Annotated in this window: 16 protein-coding genes and 1 pseudogene; 13 read left to right on the top strand and 4 right to left on the bottom strand. The window is 35.3% G+C overall.

What is annotated here, in order from left to right:
• Positions 1 to 10: 10 nt before the first annotated feature.
• Positions 11 to 1,504: a catalase gene (locus C7N65_RS08085; RefSeq protein WP_105993972.1), complete on the bottom strand. Its 1,494-nt coding sequence runs from the start codon at positions 1,502 to 1,504 to the stop codon at positions 11 to 13.
• 197 nt (positions 1,505 to 1,701) lie between these two features.
• Here C7N65_RS08085 and C7N65_RS08080 point away from each other — a divergent pair, with 197 nt between their 5' ends.
• Both C7N65_RS08080 and C7N65_RS08075 read left to right on the top strand, forming a co-directional pair.
• Positions 1,702 to 2,124, top strand: a complete 423-nt coding sequence (locus C7N65_RS08080; protein WP_105993971.1) for a cupin domain-containing protein — start codon at positions 1,702 to 1,704, stop codon at positions 2,122 to 2,124.
• Between the two features lie 480 nt (positions 2,125 to 2,604).
• Positions 2,605 to 2,985 carry a Pathogenicity island protein gene (locus tag C7N65_RS08075; RefSeq protein WP_105993970.1) on the top strand — a complete coding sequence of 127 codons (381 nt, stop codon included), beginning with the start codon at positions 2,605 to 2,607 and terminating at the stop codon, positions 2,983 to 2,985.
• A 286-nt stretch (positions 2,986 to 3,271) separates the two neighbouring features.
• Here C7N65_RS08075 and C7N65_RS08065 read toward each other — a convergent pair whose 3' ends face one another.
• On the bottom strand, positions 3,272 to 3,784 hold the full coding sequence (locus tag C7N65_RS08065; protein WP_105993968.1) for a DUF4242 domain-containing protein: 513 nt from the start codon (positions 3,782 to 3,784) through the stop codon (positions 3,272 to 3,274).
• A gap of 262 nt (positions 3,785 to 4,046) precedes the next feature.
• Here C7N65_RS08065 and C7N65_RS08060 point away from each other — a divergent pair, with 262 nt between their 5' ends.
• Positions 4,047 to 4,967 (top strand): FAD:protein FMN transferase, encoded by a 921-nt coding sequence (locus C7N65_RS08060; RefSeq protein WP_105993967.1) that lies wholly within the window; start codon positions 4,047 to 4,049, stop codon positions 4,965 to 4,967.
• A 105-nt stretch (positions 4,968 to 5,072) separates the two neighbouring features.
• Here the strand turns inward: C7N65_RS08060 and C7N65_RS12700 are convergent.
• Positions 5,073 to 5,494: pseudogene (locus C7N65_RS12700) on the bottom strand (zinc-binding dehydrogenase); the annotation flags it as partial.
• Between the two features lie 500 nt (positions 5,495 to 5,994).
• Between C7N65_RS12700 and C7N65_RS08050 the strand changes: the two are divergent.
• The 3 genes from C7N65_RS08050 to C7N65_RS08040 all read left to right on the top strand — a co-directional run bounded on the left by C7N65_RS08050 (position 5,995) and on the right by C7N65_RS08040 (position 11,623).
• Positions 5,995 to 9,015: a flavocytochrome c gene (locus tag C7N65_RS08050; protein ID WP_105993966.1), complete on the top strand. Its 3,021-nt coding sequence runs from the start codon at positions 5,995 to 5,997 to the stop codon at positions 9,013 to 9,015.
• Between the two features lie 17 nt (positions 9,016 to 9,032).
• Complete coding sequence (locus C7N65_RS08045) at positions 9,033 to 10,421, top strand: MFS transporter (RefSeq protein ID WP_105993965.1); 1,389 nt, start codon at positions 9,033 to 9,035, stop codon at positions 10,419 to 10,421.
• 128 nt (positions 10,422 to 10,549) lie between these two features.
• Positions 10,550 to 11,623 carry a M20 family metallopeptidase gene (locus C7N65_RS08040; protein ID WP_105993964.1) on the top strand — a complete coding sequence of 358 codons (1,074 nt, stop codon included), beginning with the start codon at positions 10,550 to 10,552 and terminating at the stop codon, positions 11,621 to 11,623.
• A 242-nt stretch (positions 11,624 to 11,865) separates the two neighbouring features.
• Here the strand turns inward: C7N65_RS08040 and C7N65_RS08035 are convergent, their stop codons facing one another.
• Positions 11,866 to 12,597: a nuclease-related domain-containing protein gene (locus tag C7N65_RS08035; RefSeq protein WP_105993963.1), complete on the bottom strand. Its 732-nt coding sequence runs from the start codon at positions 12,595 to 12,597 to the stop codon at positions 11,866 to 11,868.
• 146 nt (positions 12,598 to 12,743) lie between these two features.
• Between C7N65_RS08035 and C7N65_RS08030 the strand changes: the two genes are divergently transcribed.
• The 7 genes from C7N65_RS08030 (at position 12,744) to C7N65_RS08000 (ending at position 23,029) form a co-directional block, all read left to right on the top strand.
• On the top strand, positions 12,744 to 14,273 hold the full coding sequence (locus C7N65_RS08030; protein ID WP_105993962.1) for a UvrD-helicase domain-containing protein: 1,530 nt from the start codon (positions 12,744 to 12,746) through the stop codon (positions 14,271 to 14,273).
• 10 nt (positions 14,274 to 14,283) lie between these two features.
• On the top strand, positions 14,284 to 14,961 hold the full coding sequence (locus C7N65_RS08025; protein WP_105993961.1) for a DarT ssDNA thymidine ADP-ribosyltransferase family protein: 678 nt from the start codon (positions 14,284 to 14,286) through the stop codon (positions 14,959 to 14,961).
• A 15-nt stretch (positions 14,962 to 14,976) separates the two neighbouring features.
• The gene (locus C7N65_RS08020) at positions 14,977 to 15,645 is read left to right on the top strand and encodes a DarT1-associated NADAR antitoxin family protein (protein WP_105993960.1); all 669 of its coding nucleotides are present in this window, start codon (positions 14,977 to 14,979) and stop codon (positions 15,643 to 15,645) included.
• A 1,013-nt stretch (positions 15,646 to 16,658) separates the two neighbouring features.
• Complete coding sequence (locus tag C7N65_RS08015) at positions 16,659 to 19,463, top strand: type I restriction endonuclease subunit R (RefSeq protein ID WP_105993959.1); 2,805 nt, start codon at positions 16,659 to 16,661, stop codon at positions 19,461 to 19,463.
• 212 nt (positions 19,464 to 19,675) lie between these two features.
• Positions 19,676 to 20,257: a restriction endonuclease subunit S gene (locus C7N65_RS08010; RefSeq protein WP_105993958.1), complete on the top strand. Its 582-nt coding sequence runs from the start codon at positions 19,676 to 19,678 to the stop codon at positions 20,255 to 20,257.
• Positions 20,257 to 21,813, top strand: a complete 1,557-nt coding sequence (locus tag C7N65_RS08005) for a type I restriction-modification system subunit M (RefSeq protein WP_105993957.1) — start codon at positions 20,257 to 20,259, stop codon at positions 21,811 to 21,813. Before C7N65_RS08010 ends, C7N65_RS08005 begins: the two co-directional genes overlap by 1 nt.
• On the top strand, positions 21,806 to 23,029 hold the full coding sequence (locus tag C7N65_RS08000) for a restriction endonuclease subunit S (RefSeq protein WP_105993956.1): 1,224 nt from the start codon (positions 21,806 to 21,808) through the stop codon (positions 23,027 to 23,029). Before C7N65_RS08005 ends, C7N65_RS08000 begins: the two co-directional genes overlap by 8 nt.
• Positions 23,030 to 23,053 lie beyond the last annotated feature (24 nt).

Genomic DNA, 23,053 nt, shown 5'->3' with positions numbered 1-23,053 from the left:
AATAACAGGTTTAGTCTTCAGCGTTTAAATCGATGCTGTTGATATCGATACCCATTGCTTTTGCGACACCTTTACCATAGTCAGGATCTGCTTTATAGCAATGACGAATATGACGTTCTTTGACTTCTAAAGTGACACCGTCCATTTCGTTGGCAGTATTTTGGAAGATACGTTCTTGTTGTTCTGGTGTTTGTAAACGGAATAATTTACCAGGTTGTTCGAAGTAGTTATCGTCATCTTCACGGAAGTCGTATTCATATGCTGGGCCATCTACAACATCCATCGGTGGACGTTTATAGCCAGGTTGGCTTTCCATTGCGCCTGTGCTGTTAGGATAGTAGTGTGTGCTGCCGCCTTGGTTGCCGTCTAAGAAGCGGCCTTGTCCATCACGTGCGAATGGACATAAGTTTTCAACACCGACACCTTTAGGTTGGTTGACTGGGATTTGCCAGTGGTTCACACCTAAACGGTAACGTTGTGCATCTCCATAAGAGAATAAACGGCCTTGCAACATTTTATCTGGTGAGAAGTCAATACCAGGTACAATGTTTGTCGGTGCGAAAGCAGCTTGTTCTACATCCATGAAGTAGTTGTCAGGGTTGCGGTTTAATTCGAATTCACCTACTTCGATTAATGGATATTCATCTTTAAACCAAACTTTCGTTAAGTCGAATGGATTATCTTTATGATTGCGTGCTTGTTCTTCTGTCATCACTTGGATGTACATTTTCCATTTAGGGAAGTTGCCTTCTTCAATCGCTTCGAATAAGTCGCGTTGTGAAGATTCACGGTCTTTTGCAATCACTTGTTCTGCTTCTTCAGGTGAGAAGTTTTCAATGCCTTGTTGTGTACGGAAGTGGAATTTCACCCAAACACGTTCGTTATCTTTATTTAATAAAGAATAAGTATGAGATCCGAAACCATGCATATGTCTGAAGCCTCTTGGAATACCGCGGTCAGACATTAAGATAGTTACTTGATGTAATGCTTCTGGTAATGAAGTCCAGAAATCCCAGTTGTTTTGTGCACTGCGCATGTTTGTACGCGGATCACGTTTAACAGCGTGGTTTAAACTTGGGAATAATTTAGGGTCTCTGAAGAAGAAGACAGGTGTATTGTTACCTACAAGGTCCCAGTTGCCTTCATCTGTATAGAATTTTAATGCGAAACCGCGGATATCACGTTCAGCATCAGCGGCACCGCGTTCACCTGCTACAGTAGAGAAACGCGCAAACATCGGTGTTTGTTTACCGACTTCTGCGAAGATACTTGCATCTGTATATTGTGTAATGTCATGGGTTACTGTGAAAGTACCGAAAGCACCTGAACCTTTAGCGTGCATACGGCGTTCTGGAATTACTTCACGATCAAAATGAGATAATAGTTCTAAGAAATAAACGTCTTGCATTAATAATGGACCACGTCGTCCGGCAGTTGCTGAGTTTTCACGGTCTCCTACGGGATGGCCGAATAAGCCTGTCAGTTTCGACTTGTCTTTACTCATGTTCAACACTCCTTATTTATAATAATTCTAATCTGATTGTACCATGTTAAATAAGCTTGAGTAATTGATTCGGCTTAATACTTTGAATATTTTAACAACTAATTATGAAAGGTTTGTGAATTCTCAACAAAATACATATAAAATTAATAAAAAGGGGTAAAATATAAATGAAGAGAATATACGAGGAGGGTTTTAAAATGACTTATAACTTTGAAGACCAAGGCAAAAAACCAGTTGTAGATAACATTGAAGGTATGACACTAGAAAATGAAAATTATCGTACTACAATTTGGACAGGCTCTAACATTCAAGTGACATTAATGACTATTCAACCCGGAGATGACATCGGTTTAGAAATCCACCACGGAATCGAACAATTCTTACGTATTGAACAAGGTAAAGGCTTATGCCAAATGGGACCAAAAGAAGACGATTTAAACTTTGAAAAAGAAGTAGGTCCAGACGATGCAATTTTTGTACCTGCAGATACATGGCACAACGTTACTAACAAAGGCGACGAACCATTAAAATTATATTCTATCTACGGCGGACCAGATCATAAATTCGGCACAGTGCATAAAACACATGAAGATGCAGAAAATGATCCGAACGAACATTAATCAAATTCAATAGCTAAATAATAAACACAAAACACTTCACTATGCTAGCAATAGTATAATGGAGTGTTTTTACATTCAAAGCAAAAGTGTAGGTATGTATTTGAAGCTTAGAGCTAACCATGTTTTTATACATGATTGAACTAATTTTCTAAAAGAATGTTGGTAGAGCTTGAGATGCTAAATCGCCCATTTAACAATTTTTTTTATTTCGTTAAGAGTTCATAGGTGCGTTGTTAATTAATCGACATATATGAACGAAAAGTCAACACTTGGGGAATCTTTGCCAATATATTTTGTTATTTTGATAGGATATATTAGTAATTAAATTATTAGTAAAGGAGAAAGGATGAAATGAGAAAAGAATTTTTGGGCAAAGTAGTCTTAAGTACTGTTGTTCTAACTGGTACAGTTATCGCTCCTGTTTTAGAAAATAGTCACTTTGCAAAAGCTGAATAACAACAAAAAGAGGAATTTGGCCAGTTGGAGAAAATTAATAGTTCTGAAGCTACTATAAAATTAAACAAAGGTTTTACATATGCTGTAAATGATAATGGAACTGCATCTATAACAAAAGTAGCAACTGGAGAAACTAAAAATCTTCCAAGTTCTGCTAAAGATATGAATGGAAAGAGTGTTACTTTGAGTTATATTAAATCTGATAAAGGCTTGAAGATGATGGTCATAGATGATAGTCAATCTGTTCAATTTTACGGTTGGAAAAAAGGCTTAAAATGCGGTTTAGGCACAGCTGGTGGTGCAGGCACTGTAGGTTTAGCTGGATTTGGAGTTGCTGGTCCAGTGGGAGCGGTTGTTGGAGCTGTTTCTGGTGGAATGAGTGGAGCAGCAGCATCTTGTTTTTAAGTTTAAGAGGTGATGAATTATGTTTAACAAACCTAAGATAGTTTACACGCCTACTTTTAATATTATTTTGATCATTGTAGGTATACTTGCTTTTTTATTGTTCAATTTTATTATTGAGACAAATTTTATTATTAGTTTAATAATGCTGATTGTTCCTATAACAATCGCAGTGGTAAACCTAAAAAAATTTAGAGACACATAACAAAGGGGCTGTATTTATGTCCCAGCCCCTTTTCATACATAATTGCAGAAGTAGGATGAAATCTACTACTGCTAAAAAGATATATTACAATTTTTCGATATCATCAATTGGCGTATCTACTGCTTTACGTGCTCTGCGTACCGCATCTTCGTCTGGTGCGTTATATAGGCAGACACATTTTGACATGTCTTCGCATACATACGTACGTTGGAATTGAACTTCTGGTACTTCTTCATAGTGTACAGAGTTTTTTCTTTTGCGCTCAAGGTATTGATCCATTGTAATACCTTCAGGGATATTCCAAGTAACTAAATAATCTACTTTTGCATCGCCTTTTTTGATTTCATCTAAATCTTTGTCTACCAAACGTACTTCTTTAATCGTTTGAGGGGAAATCGATGCACTTTCTAAATGTTGTGTTGCGGCCTTTTCATCATCAGCTTCTACAATGAAATAACCATGACTTAAATCTTCAGTTGCTTGTACTTCTACTAAAGTGGGCGCATCTGTTTGAGATAAATCTTTCACTTTGCTTTCTAACTCTTCTTTAGAATTGATAGGTGATAAATCAGTAGTTTCTAATAAGTATAAAGACATAAACATAACCTCCAAATTCGATATTGACATCATAGTACAATAATTCTTATCAGAATACAAAGAATTGAATGGTGCAATTAAAGTGGAGTTGTGATTTAGATTAATATAATTACATAAATAGATGATTATTCAGGCAATACTAATGCATGTCTGTCAATCTAATTCGTGTTCTACGTGAAACACAATAGAATTTTAATGTTCTAAACTGCAAGAAGTTTGCTAGTATGAAAGTGAAGCGAATGAAATACGAGGAGCGAACGTGATGAAACAAAGTGTAATTCGATTAATGGGCACACGCATTACCTTGCAAATAGAACATCCCAAAGCTGAAGTGTTATTGTCGTATGCTGAAGAGATGCTTAAAGATTATGAACGACGTTTCAGCGCAAATGATAATACATCTGATTTAATGCGTGTGAATCAAAATGCAGGGATTCAACCTGTCCAAGTAGATGAAGATTTATTTGAGTTGATTGAGCATGCACTTGCGGTGAGTTTATCATCTGATTCAAAATTTAATTTAACAATTGGGCCTTTGGTGAAGTTGTGGAAAATCGGCTTTAAAGATGCACAATTACCTAGTGACGCTGAGATTCAAGAACGTTTACAGAAAATCCAGCCTGAAAATGTTGAGCTTGATCATGAAGCACACACAGTGTATTTAAAAATACCAGGTATGGAAATTGATTTAGGTGCGATTGCGAAAGGTTATTTTGCAGATCAATTAAAAGCATATTTTGTCTCTCAAGGGGTTCAAACCGGCATTATAGATTTAGGCGGGAATGTATTGACAATCGGCCACCCTTTAGACAAAGAGAAGTGGACAGTAGGCATACAACAACCGGAATCAGAGCGTGGACAAATGATGGGTGTCATTGAAATAGAAGGGCAATCGGTAGTGACCTCTGGTATCTATGAACGCTATTTCTATAAAGACGGTAGACTCTATCATCATATATTAGATTCTAAAACAGGCTATCCAGCAGAAGGGGATATCGCAAGTATTACGATTGTATCTGATCAATCCATTGATGGTGAAATCTGGACGACTGTCTGCTTTGCGATGTCGATTCAACAAGCAATATCAGTGTTGAATGAGATTCCTGGGATTGAAGCGGTAATCATCAGTAAAGAGAATAAAGTATTTAAGACACAACGAATGACGCACTTAACATTGCTTTAAATAACTAAGCAGCTGGTATTGAGAAGTCTCATACTTATAAATAGCAGGCAAACACGAAAAAGATACGTGTTTGCCTGCTATTAACTTTAACTATTGTGTTATAGATTAATGACGTAAATCAATGACCATACGACCGTTGATTTTACCTTCTTCCATTTCTTTGAAAATATCTTGAACATCTTCCATTGGACGTGTTTGTGTTTTAGGAACAACTAAGCCTTCAGCACCGAATTGGAAGGCTTCTTTTAAGTCTTCAAAGAATCTACGACATGGATACCGTCTAAGACTAAACGAGGAATAGATAAGTCCATAGATTCTGTTGGTAAACCTACAGCAACGACAGTACCGCCTGCACGTACAGATTCAACAGCTGAATTGAAAGTTTATTTTGCTACGGCTGTAACTACAGCAGCATGTGCACCGCCAACATGTTCTTGGATATATTTTTCTACGTTCACTTCTTTAGGGTTTAATGTGATATCAGCATCATATTTTTTCGCAAATTCTAATTGGCTTTCATTAACATTCCATATTTAATAAGGCTTCTCCATATTTCAAAGGGTGTAATGTTCTCTCAGTAACTTGGGGTTGATGATCTTTACCTACTACGATTGCTTTTACTTAAAAACACCTCCTTATTTATCCTTTTATTATTTATGGGTTGTAAGCAATGTAGGTATGAGAGGTAAGGCTAAATTAGCAACTTTCAATACAAGGTTAGAATAGATGTTTGGATGCATAAGGAGTAAGTCAAAAGTAAATTTAAAGTGTGAAAAGTTACATGTATAAATTGAGGTGAAACGATGAATGGAATAAATTCATAGAATTGTAAAATTTATTTGATTATTTGTTTGTTAGCGTTTTCACAAAAGGTGTTCTGTGTTATACTCTCAGTGAAAGTAAAAGAAATGAAAAATTACGAAAATAAAAAATGAATCACTTGATATTGGACAACTTTCTCATATGCGATGTATGAGAAAAAATTTTAGGGTATCATGTGAAATAATTCACAAAAGGAGAAGTTGGCATGGCAAAGGCTTTATTTGAGAAGGTTAAATTATCATCGGGAGCTGAGTTGGATAATAGAATTTTAATGGCGCCCATGACGATACAATCTGCTTACTTTGATGGATCGGTAACGGCTGAGATGGTTGATTATTATCAACATCGTTCCGGAAAAGTAGGTGCAATTATTGTTGAGAGTTGTTTCGTAATGGATAACGGACGTGGTTTCCCTGGTGCAATCGGTATTGATACAGATGAAAAGATTCCTGGGTTGAAACGCTTAGCAGATGCAATTCATGAGAAAGGTTCTAAAGCCATTTTGCAATTGTATCATGCAGGACGTATGGCAGATCCTAAAATCAACGGCGGAGCAACTCCAATTTCTGCAAGTCCTGTGGCGGCACTTCGTCCGAATGCGGCTGTACCGCGTGAAATGACACCGTTGCAAGTAGAAGATATGATTCATCAATTTGGAGAAGCGACAAGAAGAGCGATTGAAGCGGGTTATGATGGTGTTGAAATCCATGGTGCAAACACTTACCTCTTGCAGCAATTCTTCTCACCTCATAGTAACCGCAGAACAGATGAGTGGGGAGGAAGCAGAAAGAAACGTACACACTTCCCTATGGCGGTATTAAGAGAAGTTCAAAAAGCAGTGAAAGAAAATAATGCAGAAAACTTTATTATCGGTTATCGTTTCTCTCCTGAAGAATTAGAAGAACCTGGTATCCGCTTTGACGATACTATGTATCTGTTAAATACATTGGCAGAAGCACATCCGGATTACTTCCATATTTCTGCGAATAGTTATAAACGTACATCTATTGTTGATACAGCAGATAAAGAACCGCTTATTTCTAAATATTTAAAATTACGCAGTGAAACATTAGCTGAAATTCCAATCATGGGTGTCGGCAGTATCGGAAAACGTGAAGACGCGGAAGATGCATTAGCACTGGGCTATGATTTATTAAGTGTAGGTAAAGCTTATTTAGTAGAACCGCACTGGGCTGAAAAAGTTGAGAAGAATGAAAAAATCGAAGACTTTGTGGATATTCATGATCAGCGTACATTACACATTCCATCTCCATTATGGAAAGTGATGGACTTCATGATTGTCGATAAAGAGGAAGAACAACGTAAATATGAACGCTTAAAAGCACTTCAAAATAAAAAGGTTAAATACAAACCAGGTACGTATGAAGTCTTCGCAAAAGGTCACAATGCGAACTTGCCGATGAAAGTAGTCTTCTCTGAAGATAAAATCTTATCGATCGATGTGGATGACAGTAATGAGTCTGAAGGTATCGCAAACCCGGCATTCGAACGTTTGCCAGATGAAATCATTAACGGCCAAACATTAAACGTAGATGTGATTTCAGGTGCGACAGTAACATGCGAAGGTGTAATTGAAGGTGTTGCTGAAGCGATTAAACAAGCAGGTGAAAACCCTGATGTCTTACGTGCACGTCCAAAACCAGTTGTAGAATGGTCTGACGAAACAATTGAAGAAACAACAGATGTTGTAGTCATCGGTACCGGCGGTGCAGGATTAAGTGCTGCGGCTTCAGTATTAGAACAAGGCAAAGAAGTTATTATGCTTGAGAAATTCGCAGCTATCGGCGGTAATACGATTCGTACCGGCGGACAAGTCAACGCGCCAGAACCATCATGGCAAAATCAATTCCCATCACTACATGGTGAACAAGAAACGTTAGAAGCGTTAATGAATCATGATGAAAATGATATTGAAGCAGAATATCTAGAAGATTTCCGTACGTTGAAACAACAAATCAAGGATTATCTTGAAACTCAAAAAGAAGGGCAAGATTACTTGTTCGACTCTATCGAGCTACACCGTATTCAAACTTATTTAGGCGGTCGTCGTGCAGATAGAAACGGTAAAGTGATTACAGGCCGATATGATTTAGTTAAAACATTAACAGACAATGTTCTTGAATCAGTGAAATGGTTAACAGAAAAAGGCGTTCATTTCGATAGAACAATTGTAGACATGCCTGTAGGTGCTTTATGGCGACGCGGCCATAAACCAATGAAAGCCCAAGGTTTAGAATTCATTGAATCATTAAGCGATTTTGTACGTAAGAATCATGGTCAAATTATGACTGAAACAACAGCAGATCGTCTGATTAAAGAAGACGGCAAAATTGTGGGTGTAGAAGCAACGAAACATAATGGAGCAAAAGTGAAAATCCATACACGTTATGGTGTTGTTATCGCCGCAGGCGGTTTCGGAGCGAATACGCAAATGATTCAACAATACAATACGTATTGGGATAATATTCCTGACGATATTAAAACTACAAACTCTCCAGCTATTACAGGTGACGGTATTAAGTTAGGTGTACAAGTCGGCGCTGACTTAGTCGGTATGGGCTTCTCTCAAATGATGCCGATTTCTGACCCTAAAACAGGCGCATTATTCACAGGATTAATCGTGACACCTTCAAACTTCGTCTTCATCAATAAAGACGGCGATCGCTTCGTCAACGAGTTTGAAAGCCGTGATGTTTTATCTAAAGCAGCACTTGATCAAAAAGACGGACTGTTCTATATCATTGCGGATGAAAATATTAAAGAACTTGCGATGAACACATCTCAAGATAAAATTGATAAAGAAATTGAAGAGAAAGTACTTTATAAAGCAGATACGCTGGAAGATTTAGCGAAACAATTGAATATGGACCCAGAACACTTTGTACAAACGATTGAACGTTACAATGCATTCGTAGATAAAGGACATGATGATGACTTCAGCAAGAATGCCTTTGACCTTAAAATCGAACGTGCACCGTTCTATGCAACACCGCGTAAACCTGCGGTTCACCACACAATGGGCGGCTTGAAAATCGATACGACAGCACAAGTCATTGATATCGATGACCAACCAATCAAAGGCTTATACGCAGCTGGTGAAGTGGCAGGCGGTATCCATGCCGGTAACCGTTTAGGCGGCAACGCACTTGCGGATATCTTCACTTATGGACGCATTGCAGGACAAAGTATTATTAAAAACCACTAGGCGAGGAGGATACAACAATGGCATCAAAAAAGGAACAACAAGCATTTAAACCTGGAACTCAGCTGATCGTTGCGATTATATTATCCATCCTCACTTATTGGTTGTTCGCACAATCATTTCTAAACATTGCGCCTCATGTGCAAAAAGATTATCACATAGATATGACCGTAGTGAATATTGCGGTAAGCTTAACTTCACTCTTTACAGGAATATTTATTGTAGTTGCTGGCGGCTTAGCAGATAAGCTGGGCCGTGTAAAAATGACACGTATCGGGATTATCTTAAGTATCGTCGGATCCATCGCAGTAATCATTTCAAGTATCCCGGCACTCTTAATTATTGGTCGTGTTTTGCAAGGGTTGTCTGCGGCATGCTTAATGCCGGCAACCATCGCGATTATTAACCAGTTCTATCATGATGAGGAACGCCAAAAAGCATTGAGTTTCTGGTCATTCGGTTCATACGGCGGAACTGGAATCGCATCGTTCTTTGCTGGTTTAGTAGCGACATTCTTCGGATGGAAATGGATCTTCGTATTATCTATCATTCTATCTTTAGTTGCACTGTACTTGTTTAGAGGTGTACCTGAATCAAAAGAACCCGGCGCTAAAAATATTAAGTTCGACGTTGTTGGCATTACCATCTTCTTGATTATGATGTTAAGTATCAACGTCGTAACAACACAAGGGACTAGAATGGGATGGTTAAACCCGATTACATTAACACTAGACGCAATCTTTGTAATTTCAGTGATTGTCTTCTACTTCTTTGAGAAACAAAAGCATCAACCGTTTATCGACTTTAGTGTCTTCTCAAATAAAACGTATATCGGGACAGTATCAGCGAACTTCTTATTAAACACAGTTATCGGATCACTTGCGCTCTTTAATATCTATGCACAAGCAGGGCTTGGCTTCTCAGGCTTAAAAGCAGGTTTCGTTACAATTACCTACTTAATCGGAAGTCTGTCTATGATTCGTATCGGAGAACGTTATTTACAACGTAAAGGCCCAAGATTCCCTATGATGGCAGGACCTATTTCGATTGCGATTGGTATCTTATTAATTTCAACTGTATTCCTACCAGATATTGTATATATCATCGTGTCAGTTATTGGTTTCTTATTCATAGGTTTAGGACTTGGCTTCTTTGCAACACCGGTACTCGATACAGCTTTAACAAGTGTACCTGCAGAAAAAGTGGGTGTGGCATCTGGTATTATCAAAATGTCATCCACGCTTGGCGCAGCATTTGGTATCGCAATACTCACAACAGTGTACTCATCACTGGAACCTAACCATACACCCGCTTTTGCGGCAGGCGTAGCCTTTGTGGTAGGTGCAGCAGTCATGTTAAGTGCATTTATTGCATCTTTTGTGACGATACCAAAAGGAAAAAACAGATAAGCATTCTATATACTTCTCACCACCGATCCTATCAGGGTTGGTGGTTTTTTATCGGAAATGAATATACCGCATAGAAATATGGGGTAGTAATAAAGTGTAAATATTCATTTCTGTAAGGAGGGGCAAGTATGACACAAACGACTGAACTATTAGAAGCTTTAGCAGAGTTTAATAGTGCGAACCAAGCTATGGCGAATAAGACAATAGATTTTTGCGAACAATGGCTGAAAGGCAAAGGATTAGAAGTTGAAATATTAATCAATGAAGGGTATAAGATGCTGGTATGTACAGTAGGTAAAGGTGAACAGAAGGTAATTTTCAATGGACATGTGGATGTGGTGAGCGGTGAACCATATCAATTTCAGCCTGAAGTAAAGGATGGCAAAATGTATGGACGCGGAACTGCAGATATGAAAGGTGGTCTTTCTGCCATGATGGCAGCCATCACTGAGTTGAGTACATTAGACTTAGGCAATACTTCAGTTCAGCTGCATATTGTGTCTGATGAAGAAACTGGAGGTAATTTCTGTACTTCTTATTTAGTTGATAACGCTTATTTAGGCGACTTTGCGATTTGCGGTGAACCTACGCAATTAGGTGTAGGCTATAAAGCAAAAGGTGTTTTGCAATTGGATATGTTCTTTGAAGGCAAACCAGCACACGGCAGCAGGCCTTGGGAAGGTGACAATGCGATTATCAAAGCTTTTAAGACATATGAAGCCATAAAAGAACTGCCGTTCGCAAAAGTTTCGAGCGACTTATATGATGCTCCTTCAATTAATCTTGCTAAAATACTCGGCGGTGATGCCTATAATAAAGTACCGCAAAAGTGTGAGATGAATGTTGATATACGCTATTTGCCAGAACAATCCAGTGCAGAGATACTTGAAGAAATAAAAGAGATTACAGATGCCAACGTAAAAATTCACTATGAAGCTGTGCCGGTAGATAATGATCTTGAAAGCAAGCCTATGCAGCTATTGTTAAGTTGTATCGAAGAAACAACCCATTCTTCACCAAAAGTTTTCGGTCAGCACGGTACTTCTGATGCGGCTTATTATTTAAAGTATGATGTACCAGCAATAGAATTTGGACCTTCTGGTTCAGATTGGCATGGGGAAGGGGAGTATGTGGAACTGCAATCTATAGAAGCATACAAAACAATTCTCGTTAACTTCGTACAAAGCTTTAGCCGAAAATAAAAAAAGAATGAAAAGATCTTAGGAAATTAAAAACAGCATAAGCCTTGTCAAATCAATGCTTCTTACACACCCGTCACTCTTACTTCAGACAAACGGAAGTCTTACCTTTGACTTTGAAATAGTACTCTAAATTAAAAAGGAAGTATCGCTACCGAAATGTAGGTATTGATACTTCAAACTTTGTTTGTATTAAAAAGAAGGGGTAGTTGCATTTATGTGATTAGTATTGGTAGAACATTGGGTTAGTGGATATTAATAATTGTTGCATCGTTATTAGCAAATTTATTCAAGGTCTCACAATGGGACATAATTGTGGCACTGTCCATATTTTTACGTGACTTGTTTCTTTGGATTTTCTTTCGGATTATCGCGCTTAATTCTTGTTCTGATGAAGGTGTTTCAACGTACTTATAAGCATTGCCGACGAATAGTTCACCTTCTCCTCTATGGTTAAAATAAATTATGTTTTCGATGAAGTCAGTTTTTAGTACACTTTGGCAAAATGTTGTAGATTTCATTACTTGTTGGAAGGGATGTCCATATTTTTTGAATTGAAATTGATTGTTTTCATTACAAAGTATAAAGGTCATATAACTATCATCGTTGTCAGTGAATAAGTATTTTTTCAAACCATCAAGATTATAGTCTTTTAAATTATCTTTGTGGAAGTTAAAGTAAATATCGCCTTTCCAATGTTTGGTTTCTATTGCAAAGAAACCATGATCACAGATGACAAAGTGATCTACTTGATGAATTTCTTCTTTGTTTTCAACAATAATATTATTATATATTGCATAGTTTTTTATAAGCTTTTCTTCTTTCAAATTAAGAAATAACTTTTGCAGATGATTACTTGTTATTTGCTCTCCAATATTGAGTGATGACTGTAACAAGTGCTCTAGTTTTTTCACTTTTTTATTTAGCTGTGTGTTTTGCTGCTGGAGTGATTCTAATGAATTGTTGTGCATAGACATGTACTCCCTCCGTAGTTAATAGTATTATAGAAAAAGTTTTTTGCAATAGTGTTTAATTACAAAAGTACAATGATACAATAGGGGTTGCATACAATTATTTGACCATCCGATTTAGTTCAAAGCTATTATGAAGGGGAGGAGTTAAAGTGTCAATACCGAAGCTAATTGGACATCAAACTGAAATTCTATATGTACCAGATAATCAAAACATGGTAATTACTGGTAGTGCTGGATGTGGTAAATCATTATTAGCTATTTATCGTATTTATTGGCTCTCTAAAAAGTATCCAACAGAAAGCATAGTATTGTTAACTTTTAATAGAGCAGTTAACGATGATATGAATCGTAAACTAAAATACTTAGCAGAACAATGGGGAGATGGGCTACCTCAGAATTTGACAATAATGACCTATCATAAATTTATGAGAGAAGTATTACAGAAATTAGTTGCAAATTACTCTGACAGATATTATGAATTGAACAAATACATAGGTTCAAAAAAATTGATACCTTACAATAGTAATAGGAATGTACAAATTAAAGCAGCATTAGAAAAAGTTAAAGAAAAATATAGTGATGAAGATGAAAGTACGTTTAATCGCCCATTACAAACATTTATTGATGAAGTAATTTGGCTACAACAAATGTCAGTGGATTCATATGATATGTATGAAGAAATGGAACGCATTGGCAGAAGAGGGACACGTGTAGAGCGATCTAAACGCAAATATTTTTATGAAGTATATGAAGCGTATTTAGAGATAAGGAAAGAGGAAAATCGTCATTTTGATTTTGAAGATATTGGATCGATAATTTGTAAAATTATTGAAAAGCTCAAAGATGAACCTAATATTGAAACACTTACGAGTTATAAGTATATATTAGTGGATGAGTTTCAAGATTTTACTTCAGATATGTTGAAAACAGTTAATGTATTAAGTGATAGCACAGGAGCAATGGTTCTATTGGGAGATATTAATCAAGGTGTATTCGGAAAAAGGATCTCTTATAAGTCTTTAGGTATAGATATGAGGAGTTATAAAAAGTATCAGCTCAATCAAAATTATCGAAATAGTAAGCCAATTAGTGAGTTTGCATTGAAACTATCTCAATCTAAGTATTTTGACAAAAGTAATGAGTTCTATGCAGAGGCTAAACTAGGTGTTGGAGAAGGACCTAAACCTAAAATTATGAAGTACGACAACGAAAGCGACGAACTAACAATGATGTATCAGTTTCTTTCAAGCAATACCATTCAGCAGACGGATAGAAGTGTTTGTGTCATTTTACCAACAATCAAAGCACAAGAATTTACAGGCTATATGAAACATCATGGGCTAAATGTAGTGAGTGTTAAAGATAAAAATAAATTTGAAATAAGTAAATTATTCTATGGAACATATCGAGAAATAAAAGGTCTGGAGTTTGACATTGTCATTATGCCATTTTTAAGCGAATCTATATTTATTGAAAGTATTATGAATGACAATAAAGAACTGGAAATTGATAAAGATGATTGGAACTTAGAAGATATAGACGATGAAATTTTAGAGGCATATATTGCTCAATATTATGTCGGTGTAACGCGTGCTAAGGAAAAGTTAGTGATTATTCATTCAGGAAATAGAACTCCGCTTATGCCTGAAGGTTTATTTGGTGAATATGTTGCAGAATAGGAGGTAAAAAATGTTTGAATCAATTTTAAAAGAGCGTGAAATTACGAGATTATGTCACTTCACTAAATCTAAAAACTTACCTTTTATTTTAGGTGAAGGTATAGATAGTGACGATGGCATTCTAGCAAACAATTTTATATCTGATACTTCCTTTCTCGATAAAACAGATAAAGATAGATATGATAAGCATGAAGATTATATATGCACTTCTGTGCAGTATCCGAACTGCTATTATTTTTCATCAGTATTAAAGAGGAGTATTAATCAAATTTTTAATGAATGGGTTATTTTATTAATAGATCCAAAAGTTATTGATCAAACCACTAAATTTTGTTCGGTTAATGCTGCTACGAAAGGGGGAACATTAATAGGAAAAGGTCCTGAAGCATTAGAAAAAATGTTTGATGAAGTAGTAGTAGGAAAAACCGACTTTTATAGACCAGATAGTTATCCAGATAATACCCCGACTAATATACAAGGTGAAGTATTGGTATACAAAAAAGTAGCAAAAGAAGATATTATTGGACTTGTCTTTCCAACTGATAAAATTGCTGAGAATGAATGTTTACGGTTAGAACTTTGTGGTGTGAATATCAAAGACTATGATATTGTTTCGTCCAGCGATTTATTTGAAAAGAAAGAAGTGGTGAAATTATTAAAAAAGGTGAGTTGCCTTATGAAAAGGTGATGAATATAAGTAATCATGGCTAATAGATATGTATATTATATAGATAATCAAAGCTTGAAATTTATGAAAGAAAACATTACATTTCGATGGTATCCTGGGTTTGCAAAAAAGCAAAAACAAAAGAGCGTGGTTAGTTTACACGAAGCATTTTTGTCATGTTTTCCTACCTCCACGTTACTTGAAGTATCGAGTAAATCTACAAATTCGGTGGGGGTTCAGGCAAGTGCATTCAATCTCAGTATTCAGACGGTAAAAGGACACACATTTACAGTTGAACAATTATTTCAATCTAGTAAAGTTTATAAAAAAGCAGGACGACACAACTATATGTTGAGAGACGGCTATACTTCACGAGAGATGAAATTGAAATTAAAACAAGTTGACTCAAATGATGTAATGATTAGTTACCACTGCTTCGGAAGAGATTTCAAGTTGGAGCCCAAAACACTTTTCTATAATTGGTTATACGTTAATGCATTAACTCAAAATGAAAAAATCGCTAATGAAATTCTAAAATATGATGCATTTACTGATATAGAATTCAACCCTAAACGTTCCTATAATTGTCAGGCAGAAGCATGCTCTATTTATGTTTCACTTGTTAAAAGAGGTTTGTTAAATAAAGCATTAGAGAATTTGGAATCATTTGAAAGTATTGTTTACGGTGAAGTTGAGCGGAACTGAAATTTGATGATGAAAGATAATGAAATAGAGAAGTAAGACTACGGATCCTTATACAAAATGTGTGGAAAACATCGTACAAATTTAATCGATATAACATTTCTTTACTTTTAAGGAATTATGATAATTTTAGTAATCTAATTCCAAATAACTTTAATAGAAAAACACATTTGGATAACTTAAAAAGACATTCTGACATGGTCAAAAAGTAGTTTGACGTTATAAAATAATGAGGTGCTAAAGAAATAGTGCATATCATCTGATGTTCAGACGTTATCAGACATCGCAAGATGATCAAATGCTGCTAAAGTCATTAGTAGGGAATTGATTTTAATAGTGTTTGATGTATGGATCGGAGGCAGGCTGATTCTACGAGATAAGACTTGAATATAAGATGATTACAGTATTGCTGGTTGAGTAAATGAGTCCCATTAATAAAAACCATTTCAGTTGTTGATAAGTTCTACTTTCGTGTAATCAATTTAACCGACCAGTTTTTGGGAGTGCCAGTTTAAATAAAGTTCGTATGACTGCTTTAATGCTTTTTTGGTGATTTAAGTGTTAAAGAAGACATACACTATTGATGAGAATGAAACTCTGTTTTGAGTGCGTATTAACATTAATGTAGAAAAAACCTCATAGAATTGTTTATTTTATAATAATTGTAAAATTGCAGAAGCTAACCATACCTTAAACATTCTCGCAATAATGAAAAGTACTTTCGTTAACTTATGCCCAAGTTACTTAAACAATGTGCCTCCCAAAGTCTTTAGCACTTATATTTCTTCATAGTGGTAAACGTTATCCTTTTAAAATATGGCCAAATCCACAAAACGAGTAATTAAATATGACTTAAAAACCCCGTGAATGTAAAAGTTCATGGGGTTTTTGCTTTTGACTCATTAAAAGTGATATATTCACTGGAATAACTATAAAAATTGCTAGAAAACTGAAATATCAATATATTTTATAGTAAAATAGTATCAATGGAGAATATTAATATAGAGGGGATGCTAATGGCACACCAAAGTGAATATGCATTAGAGAATGATGTGATAAAGCAACTAGAGGATTTAGGGTATGAGCGCGTAAAAATACATGATACTGAACATCTTAAGGAAAATTTCCGACAAATTCTGAATGAAAGAAACGCTGATAAGTTAAAGGGCAAACCGCTGTCAGACACTGAATTCAAACGTTTAATGATAGATATAGCAGATAAATCAGTATTTGATAGTGCTACGATTTTGAGAGATAAATATGTATTGACCAGGGATGATGATACTAAAGCCTATTTAGATTTTATCAACCAAGAGAAGTGGTGCAAGAATACGTTTCAAGTTACAAATCAGGTAACAGTTGAAGATAAGTATAAAGGGCGTTATGATGTTACGATTTTGATTAATGGACTGCCATTAGTTCAGATAGAATTAAAGAGAAGCGGTGTGGCTATCACTGAAGCGTTTAACCAAGTTGAACGTTACCAGCGTCACAATTTTACTGGCTTATTTAAATTTATTCAGATGTTCGTAATCAGTAATAAAATGGAAACACGCTACCTTGCAAACAGTGATAAGAAATTGTTGAAGAGCTTCATGTTTTATTGGACAGATGAGCAAAACCAACGTATTAATCATTTGCATGATTTTATCGAAAGTTTTTTAGAGCCTTGTCATATCGCAAAGATGATAACGCGTTATATGGTCACAAATGAAACAGATCGCCTTTTAATGGCCTTAAGACCTTATCAAGTCTATGCGGTGGAGCGTATCCTAAATCAAGCGACTGAAACTAATAATAACGGATATGTATGGCATACTACAGGAAGCGGTAAAACATTGACATCATTTAAAGCCAGTCAGCTATTAGCAAGAGAAAAGGATATCAAAAAAGTAATTTTTCTAGTAGACCGACAAGACTTAGATAGTCAGACATTCTCTGAATTTAATAAATTCCAATCAGGATCGGTTGATGATACGGATAACACTAGAACTTTATTAAAGCAACTAGGAGATGCGACACAAACGCTTATTGTTACAACGATTCAAAAAATGTCTAAAGCTGTAAACTCTGGTCATTCAGTTATGGATCAATATAAATCAGATAAAGTTGCATTTATTATTGATGAATGTCATCGTACTCAGTTTGGCAGGATGCATAATGATATTAAAGCACATTTCCAAAATGCACAGTATTTTGGATTCACAGGAACACCTCGATTTGAGGAAAATAAATCTCAAGATGGACGTTCAACAGCTGATATATTCGGACGCTGCTTGCACAGTTATTTGATTAAGGACGCAATCAGAGATGGCAATGTACTCGGTTTTTCTGTGGATTACGCTAGTAATGCAAGTGCGCATGAAGATATAGAAGAGCTTGAAGTCAGTGGTATTGATACGAAAGAATTTTTTGAGGCACCAGAACGTTTGCAAGAAATCGCTAAACATATCGTTGAAAACTATCACAAGAAAACAGCAAATGGTAAATACACAGCTATCTTTACTGTAAGCAGTATACCTATAGCGATGCAGTATTATCGTATTTTTAAAGCTATGAAAGCAGCGGGTGATCATAATCTAACGGTCACTAGTATTTTCACATCTCAGCCGAATGAAAATACAAAAGAAAAAGAAAATCATAAATATGCACGTGAAGAGTTAGATTTAGTGATGGAAGATTACAATCAGCGTTTCGGTACTAATTATGATTCTAATAACTACCCAGGCTTCTTCTCTGATGTTTCAAAACGAATGAAGAAAGTATTACCTGGAGAGAAGATTGATATTTTAATTGTTGTAGATTTATTCTTAACAGGTTTTGATAGTAAAAAGCTGAATACTTTATATGTAGATCGCAATTTACAGCATCATGGTTTAATTCAAGCTTTCTCTAGAACAAATCGTGTTGAAATGGAAACTAAACCATATGGTAATATCGTATGCTATCGTGATTTGAAAAGTAAGACAGATAGAGCAATTGAAATTTTCTCGCAAACAGACAATACAGATGTTGTGTTAAGTCCATCATATGATAAACTGCTTCAAAACTTTAAAGATGCTTTAGCAAAAGTCTTTGATATTGCACCTGTTCCTGAAGCAGTAGATTTATTAGAAAAAGAATCTGATAAAGAAGCATTTGTGCTTGCATTCCGTGACTTATCAATGATTTTAATACGATTAAAGTCATTTGAAGAATTCAAGTTTACACCTGATGAAGCAGGAATAGGAGAACAAATGTATGAAGATTATAAAGGGAAATATTTGTATCTCTACGAGAAAGTTATGGCAGAGAAACGTGCCGAAAGAGAAGCAAATGCTGGAGATAAAGTATCTATATTAGAAGACATTGATTTCAAGATTGAAATCATGCGCAATGATATTATCAATGTTGAATATATCATGAATCTTATCAGTGAGATTAACCTTCAAGATGAAAAAGCACAACGAAATGATAGAGAAGAAATTCATAAGTTGCTGGATAAAGCTGATGATGAGCAACTACGTCTAAAATCTGATTTAATTCGAGAGTTCTTGGATGAGGTTGTGCCTAATTTAGAACGCGACTCAGATATTCGTGAAATATATTATCGTTTTGAAGAAGAGAAAAAAGAAGAAGAAATTGAAGAGTTCGCTTCTAAAAAAGAATTTCCAGAAAGTAATTTGAAGAAATTTATAGACGAATATGAATACAGTGGTCAAATCAATAAAGATGCCATTGATAAGCAAGTAAAAGGCAAATTATTAATACGCGATAAGAAAGTAGAACAAGTCAAAAACTTTATTATTCGTACGGTAAATAAGTTTTCGAATGTCGGTTAGCTAAAATTATATAATGATGAATGTGTGATAGAGCTGGATAGATTATTGACCAGCTCTATATTTTTAATAAAAATAGTTGCGCATATATTCTTTAGCAACTATATACGTTATAAGAATAATAATTCACTCTATTTAACGTTGTAGTTTCTCTTTACTACTTAAAAGAAATGGTGTATGTTTATTGTAGTATTAATAAAATACATATAAGTGAGGTGGCGAACATTAATTTTATCAAGAATTATAAGAGTGGTTCATTATTAAATAGACTAGAAACCGTAGATAAGCAAGAAGGCCAGCGTTATGAAGTTTATGATCAAACTTTGATGAATGAAGATATGGGCATGTATAACTCTGGAACTCACCAACCGACGACTTTGATTTTGAAAGATGATAATAACGCTACTTATATTTATCAAGGACAAATCGTTGTTAACATGATGAATGGGGAGTGTGTACGTATTACAGGTAAACATTCCGGTATGATTCTACCATATAACTATACTCAAATTGATTTAGATAACGAACGTATTGACCCGAATTATTTTGTTTACTGGTTCAATGAATCACCTGAATCATTAAAACAACTGAAATTGTTTAGACAAGGTGGAAGTCTTGTGAAGAAAATTACTGCAAAGCAGTTACAAGAGATGAAAATAACCTTGCCGCCATATGAAGAACAGAAAATAATTGGTGACATTGCAGAAAAAAGACGCAAGTTGAAATATTTAAAACAAGAACGTGAAGTATTAATGGATATATATTTAAAAGAAACTTTGCTCAGGGGGACGATTTAATGTCTACAACGGAAAAACAAAGACAACAAACGGCTGAATTACAAAAGAAATTATGGGATATTGCGAATGATTTACGTGGCAACATGGATGCGAGTGAGTTCAGAAACTATATTTTAGGATTAATCTTCTATCGTTTCTTATCCGAAAAGACAGAAGAAAAAGTTGCTGAATTGTTACGTGAAGATGATTTATCTTACCAAGAAGCATGGACTGACGCCGATTATAGAGCTGCCATTGAAAAAGCATTAATTGATCGCATTGGTTTTGTAGTAGAACCTAAGTACTTATTCAGTCACTTAATTGAGAAGATAAAAAATCAAACTTTTGAAATTGAAGATTTACATGAAGCGATTAACAATGTGGAAGCTTCAACACGTGGTGAGGAAAGTGAAGATGACTTTATTCATCTATTTGATGATATGGATTTAAACTCATCACGTTTAGGTAATTCTAACAAAGCACGAACAGACCTCATCTCAAAAGTTATGAATAATATTAACGCATTGCCTTTCGTACAAGATGATATCGAAATTGATATGTTAGGTGATGCCTATGAATATTTAATCGGTCAGTTCGCCGCTACAGCAGGTAAAAAAGCGGGTGAATTCTATACACCGCAACAAGTTTCTAAAATCTTGGCTAAGATTGTGACTACAGGAAAAAAAGATTTACGCAGTGTATATGACCCTACTTGCGGATCAGGTTCATTATTATTAAGAGTTGGTAATGAAGCGAAGGTACGGAATTATTATGGACAAGAATATAATAGTACGACATTCAACTTAGCACGAATGAATATGTTATTACATGATGTGAATTATACACGTTTCCAAATTGAAAACGGTGATACATTAGAAGATCCGGCAGTGAATGAAGACAAGTTTGAAGCGGTTGTTGCTAACCCGCCATATAGTGCGAAGTGGAGTGCAGACAAACGATTCATGGATGATGAACGTTTTAGCAATTATGGTAAATTAGCACCTAAATCAAAAGCTGACTTTGCTTTCATTCAACATATGATTTATCACTTAGATGATAATGGAACAATGGCAGTAGTCTTGCCGCATGGTGTCTTATTCCGTGGTGCAGCTGAGGGGACAATTCGTCGGTACTTGATTGAGGAGAAAAACTACTTAGATGCGATTATCGGATTACCAGCGAACTTATTCTTTGGTACAAGTATTCCTACATCCATCTTAGTATTCAAAAAATGCAGAAAAGACGATGACGATGTCTTATTCATCGATGCTTCTCAATCATTTGAAAAAGGTAAAAATCAAAACCACCTTTCAGACGAAGACGTAAACAAGATTGTCGACACTTACCGAAACAGAGAAGAAATTGAAAAATATAGCCATAAAGCATCCCTTAAAGAAATCGAAGAAAACGACTACAACCTTAACATCCCACGTTACGTCGACACATTCGAAGAAGAAGAACCTGTAGACCTTGATCAAGTTCAAAAAGACATCGCAGACATCGACAAAGAAATAGAACAACTCGAACAAGAAATCAATGGCTACCTCAAAGAATTGGGTGTGTATAAGCATGACTAATAACCAACACAAACCTAATGTACCTGAACTTCGCTTTCCTGAGTTTACAGGAGAGTGGGAAGAGAAGAAGTTAGGGGATTTAGGGGATTATTTAAAATCGTATCCACTTTCTAGAGCTAAAGAAGGATTGGGGATATATAAGCACATTCATTATGGTGATATTCATACAAAATTACCGAGCATTTTAAACGATACGGATAAATTATCTACCATTACCGAACAAAAAGATTTTGTAATTGTTGAAAAAGGAGACGTATTATTTGCTGATGCATCAGAAGACTATGCTGATCTTGGAAAGGCAACGATGGTAAATTTCAATGATAATAATGTAATTGCTGGTTTGCATACACACCTTTTTCGACCCAAAGAGGAGCTAATATCTAGTTTTTTAATTAATGTTACTAAAACAGAAAATTATAAAAGACATATCAAAAAAGAAGGAAACGGAATATCAGTATTAGGTATTTCTAAGGTGAATTTAGGAAAATTTAAGGTTTTTTTACCCTCAAAAATTGAACAACAAAAAATTGGCGACTTCTTTAGCAAGTTAGATCGACAAATTGAACTTGAGGAAAAGAAATTAGTATTGCTAGAAGAACAGAAGAAGGGGTATATGCAAAAGATTTTTTCTCAAGAATTACGGTTTAAAGATGAGAATGGAAATGATTATCCAGAGTGGGAAGAGAAAAAACTGGGAGAAGTTTCACTTTTTCAAAACGGAAAAGCACATGAAGATATTGTTGATAGCAACGGTTCTTATAAATTGATAAATTCTAAATTTATTTCATCTGAAGGTAAAATAATAAAAAGGGTTAAAAAACGATTAAGTCCAATGTACGTAAATGATATAGCTATAGTCATGAGTGATGTTCCAAACGGGAAAGCTCTAGCTAAATGCTATTTTGTGAATGAGAAGGATACTTTTACTTTAAATCAACGTATTGGTAGAATATATAATTTTTTAGGTAACCCATATTTTTTATACTTAATATTAAATAGAAATAAACAACTTTTGAAATATGATAGTGGTGTTGGACAAACTAATTTAAAAAAATCAGAAATAGCAAATGTTAGTCTAAAAATACCCGAAATCAATGAACAAAATTCAATAAGTATTTTGTTGGAAAAAATTGATGGATATATAATTACTATGAGACTTAAGGTTGAAAAATTAAAAGAGAGAAAAGAAGGAATTCTAAATCAAATGTTATTGTGATTATGGTGTTTGGAGGAATAGTAA

Origin of the sequence: Staphylococcus simulans, assembly GCF_002994445.1 — a bacterium.
Classification (GTDB): Bacteria; Bacillota; Bacilli; order Staphylococcales; family Staphylococcaceae; genus Staphylococcus; species Staphylococcus simulans_B.
This window is presented reverse-complemented; position numbering and strand designations above follow the sequence as displayed.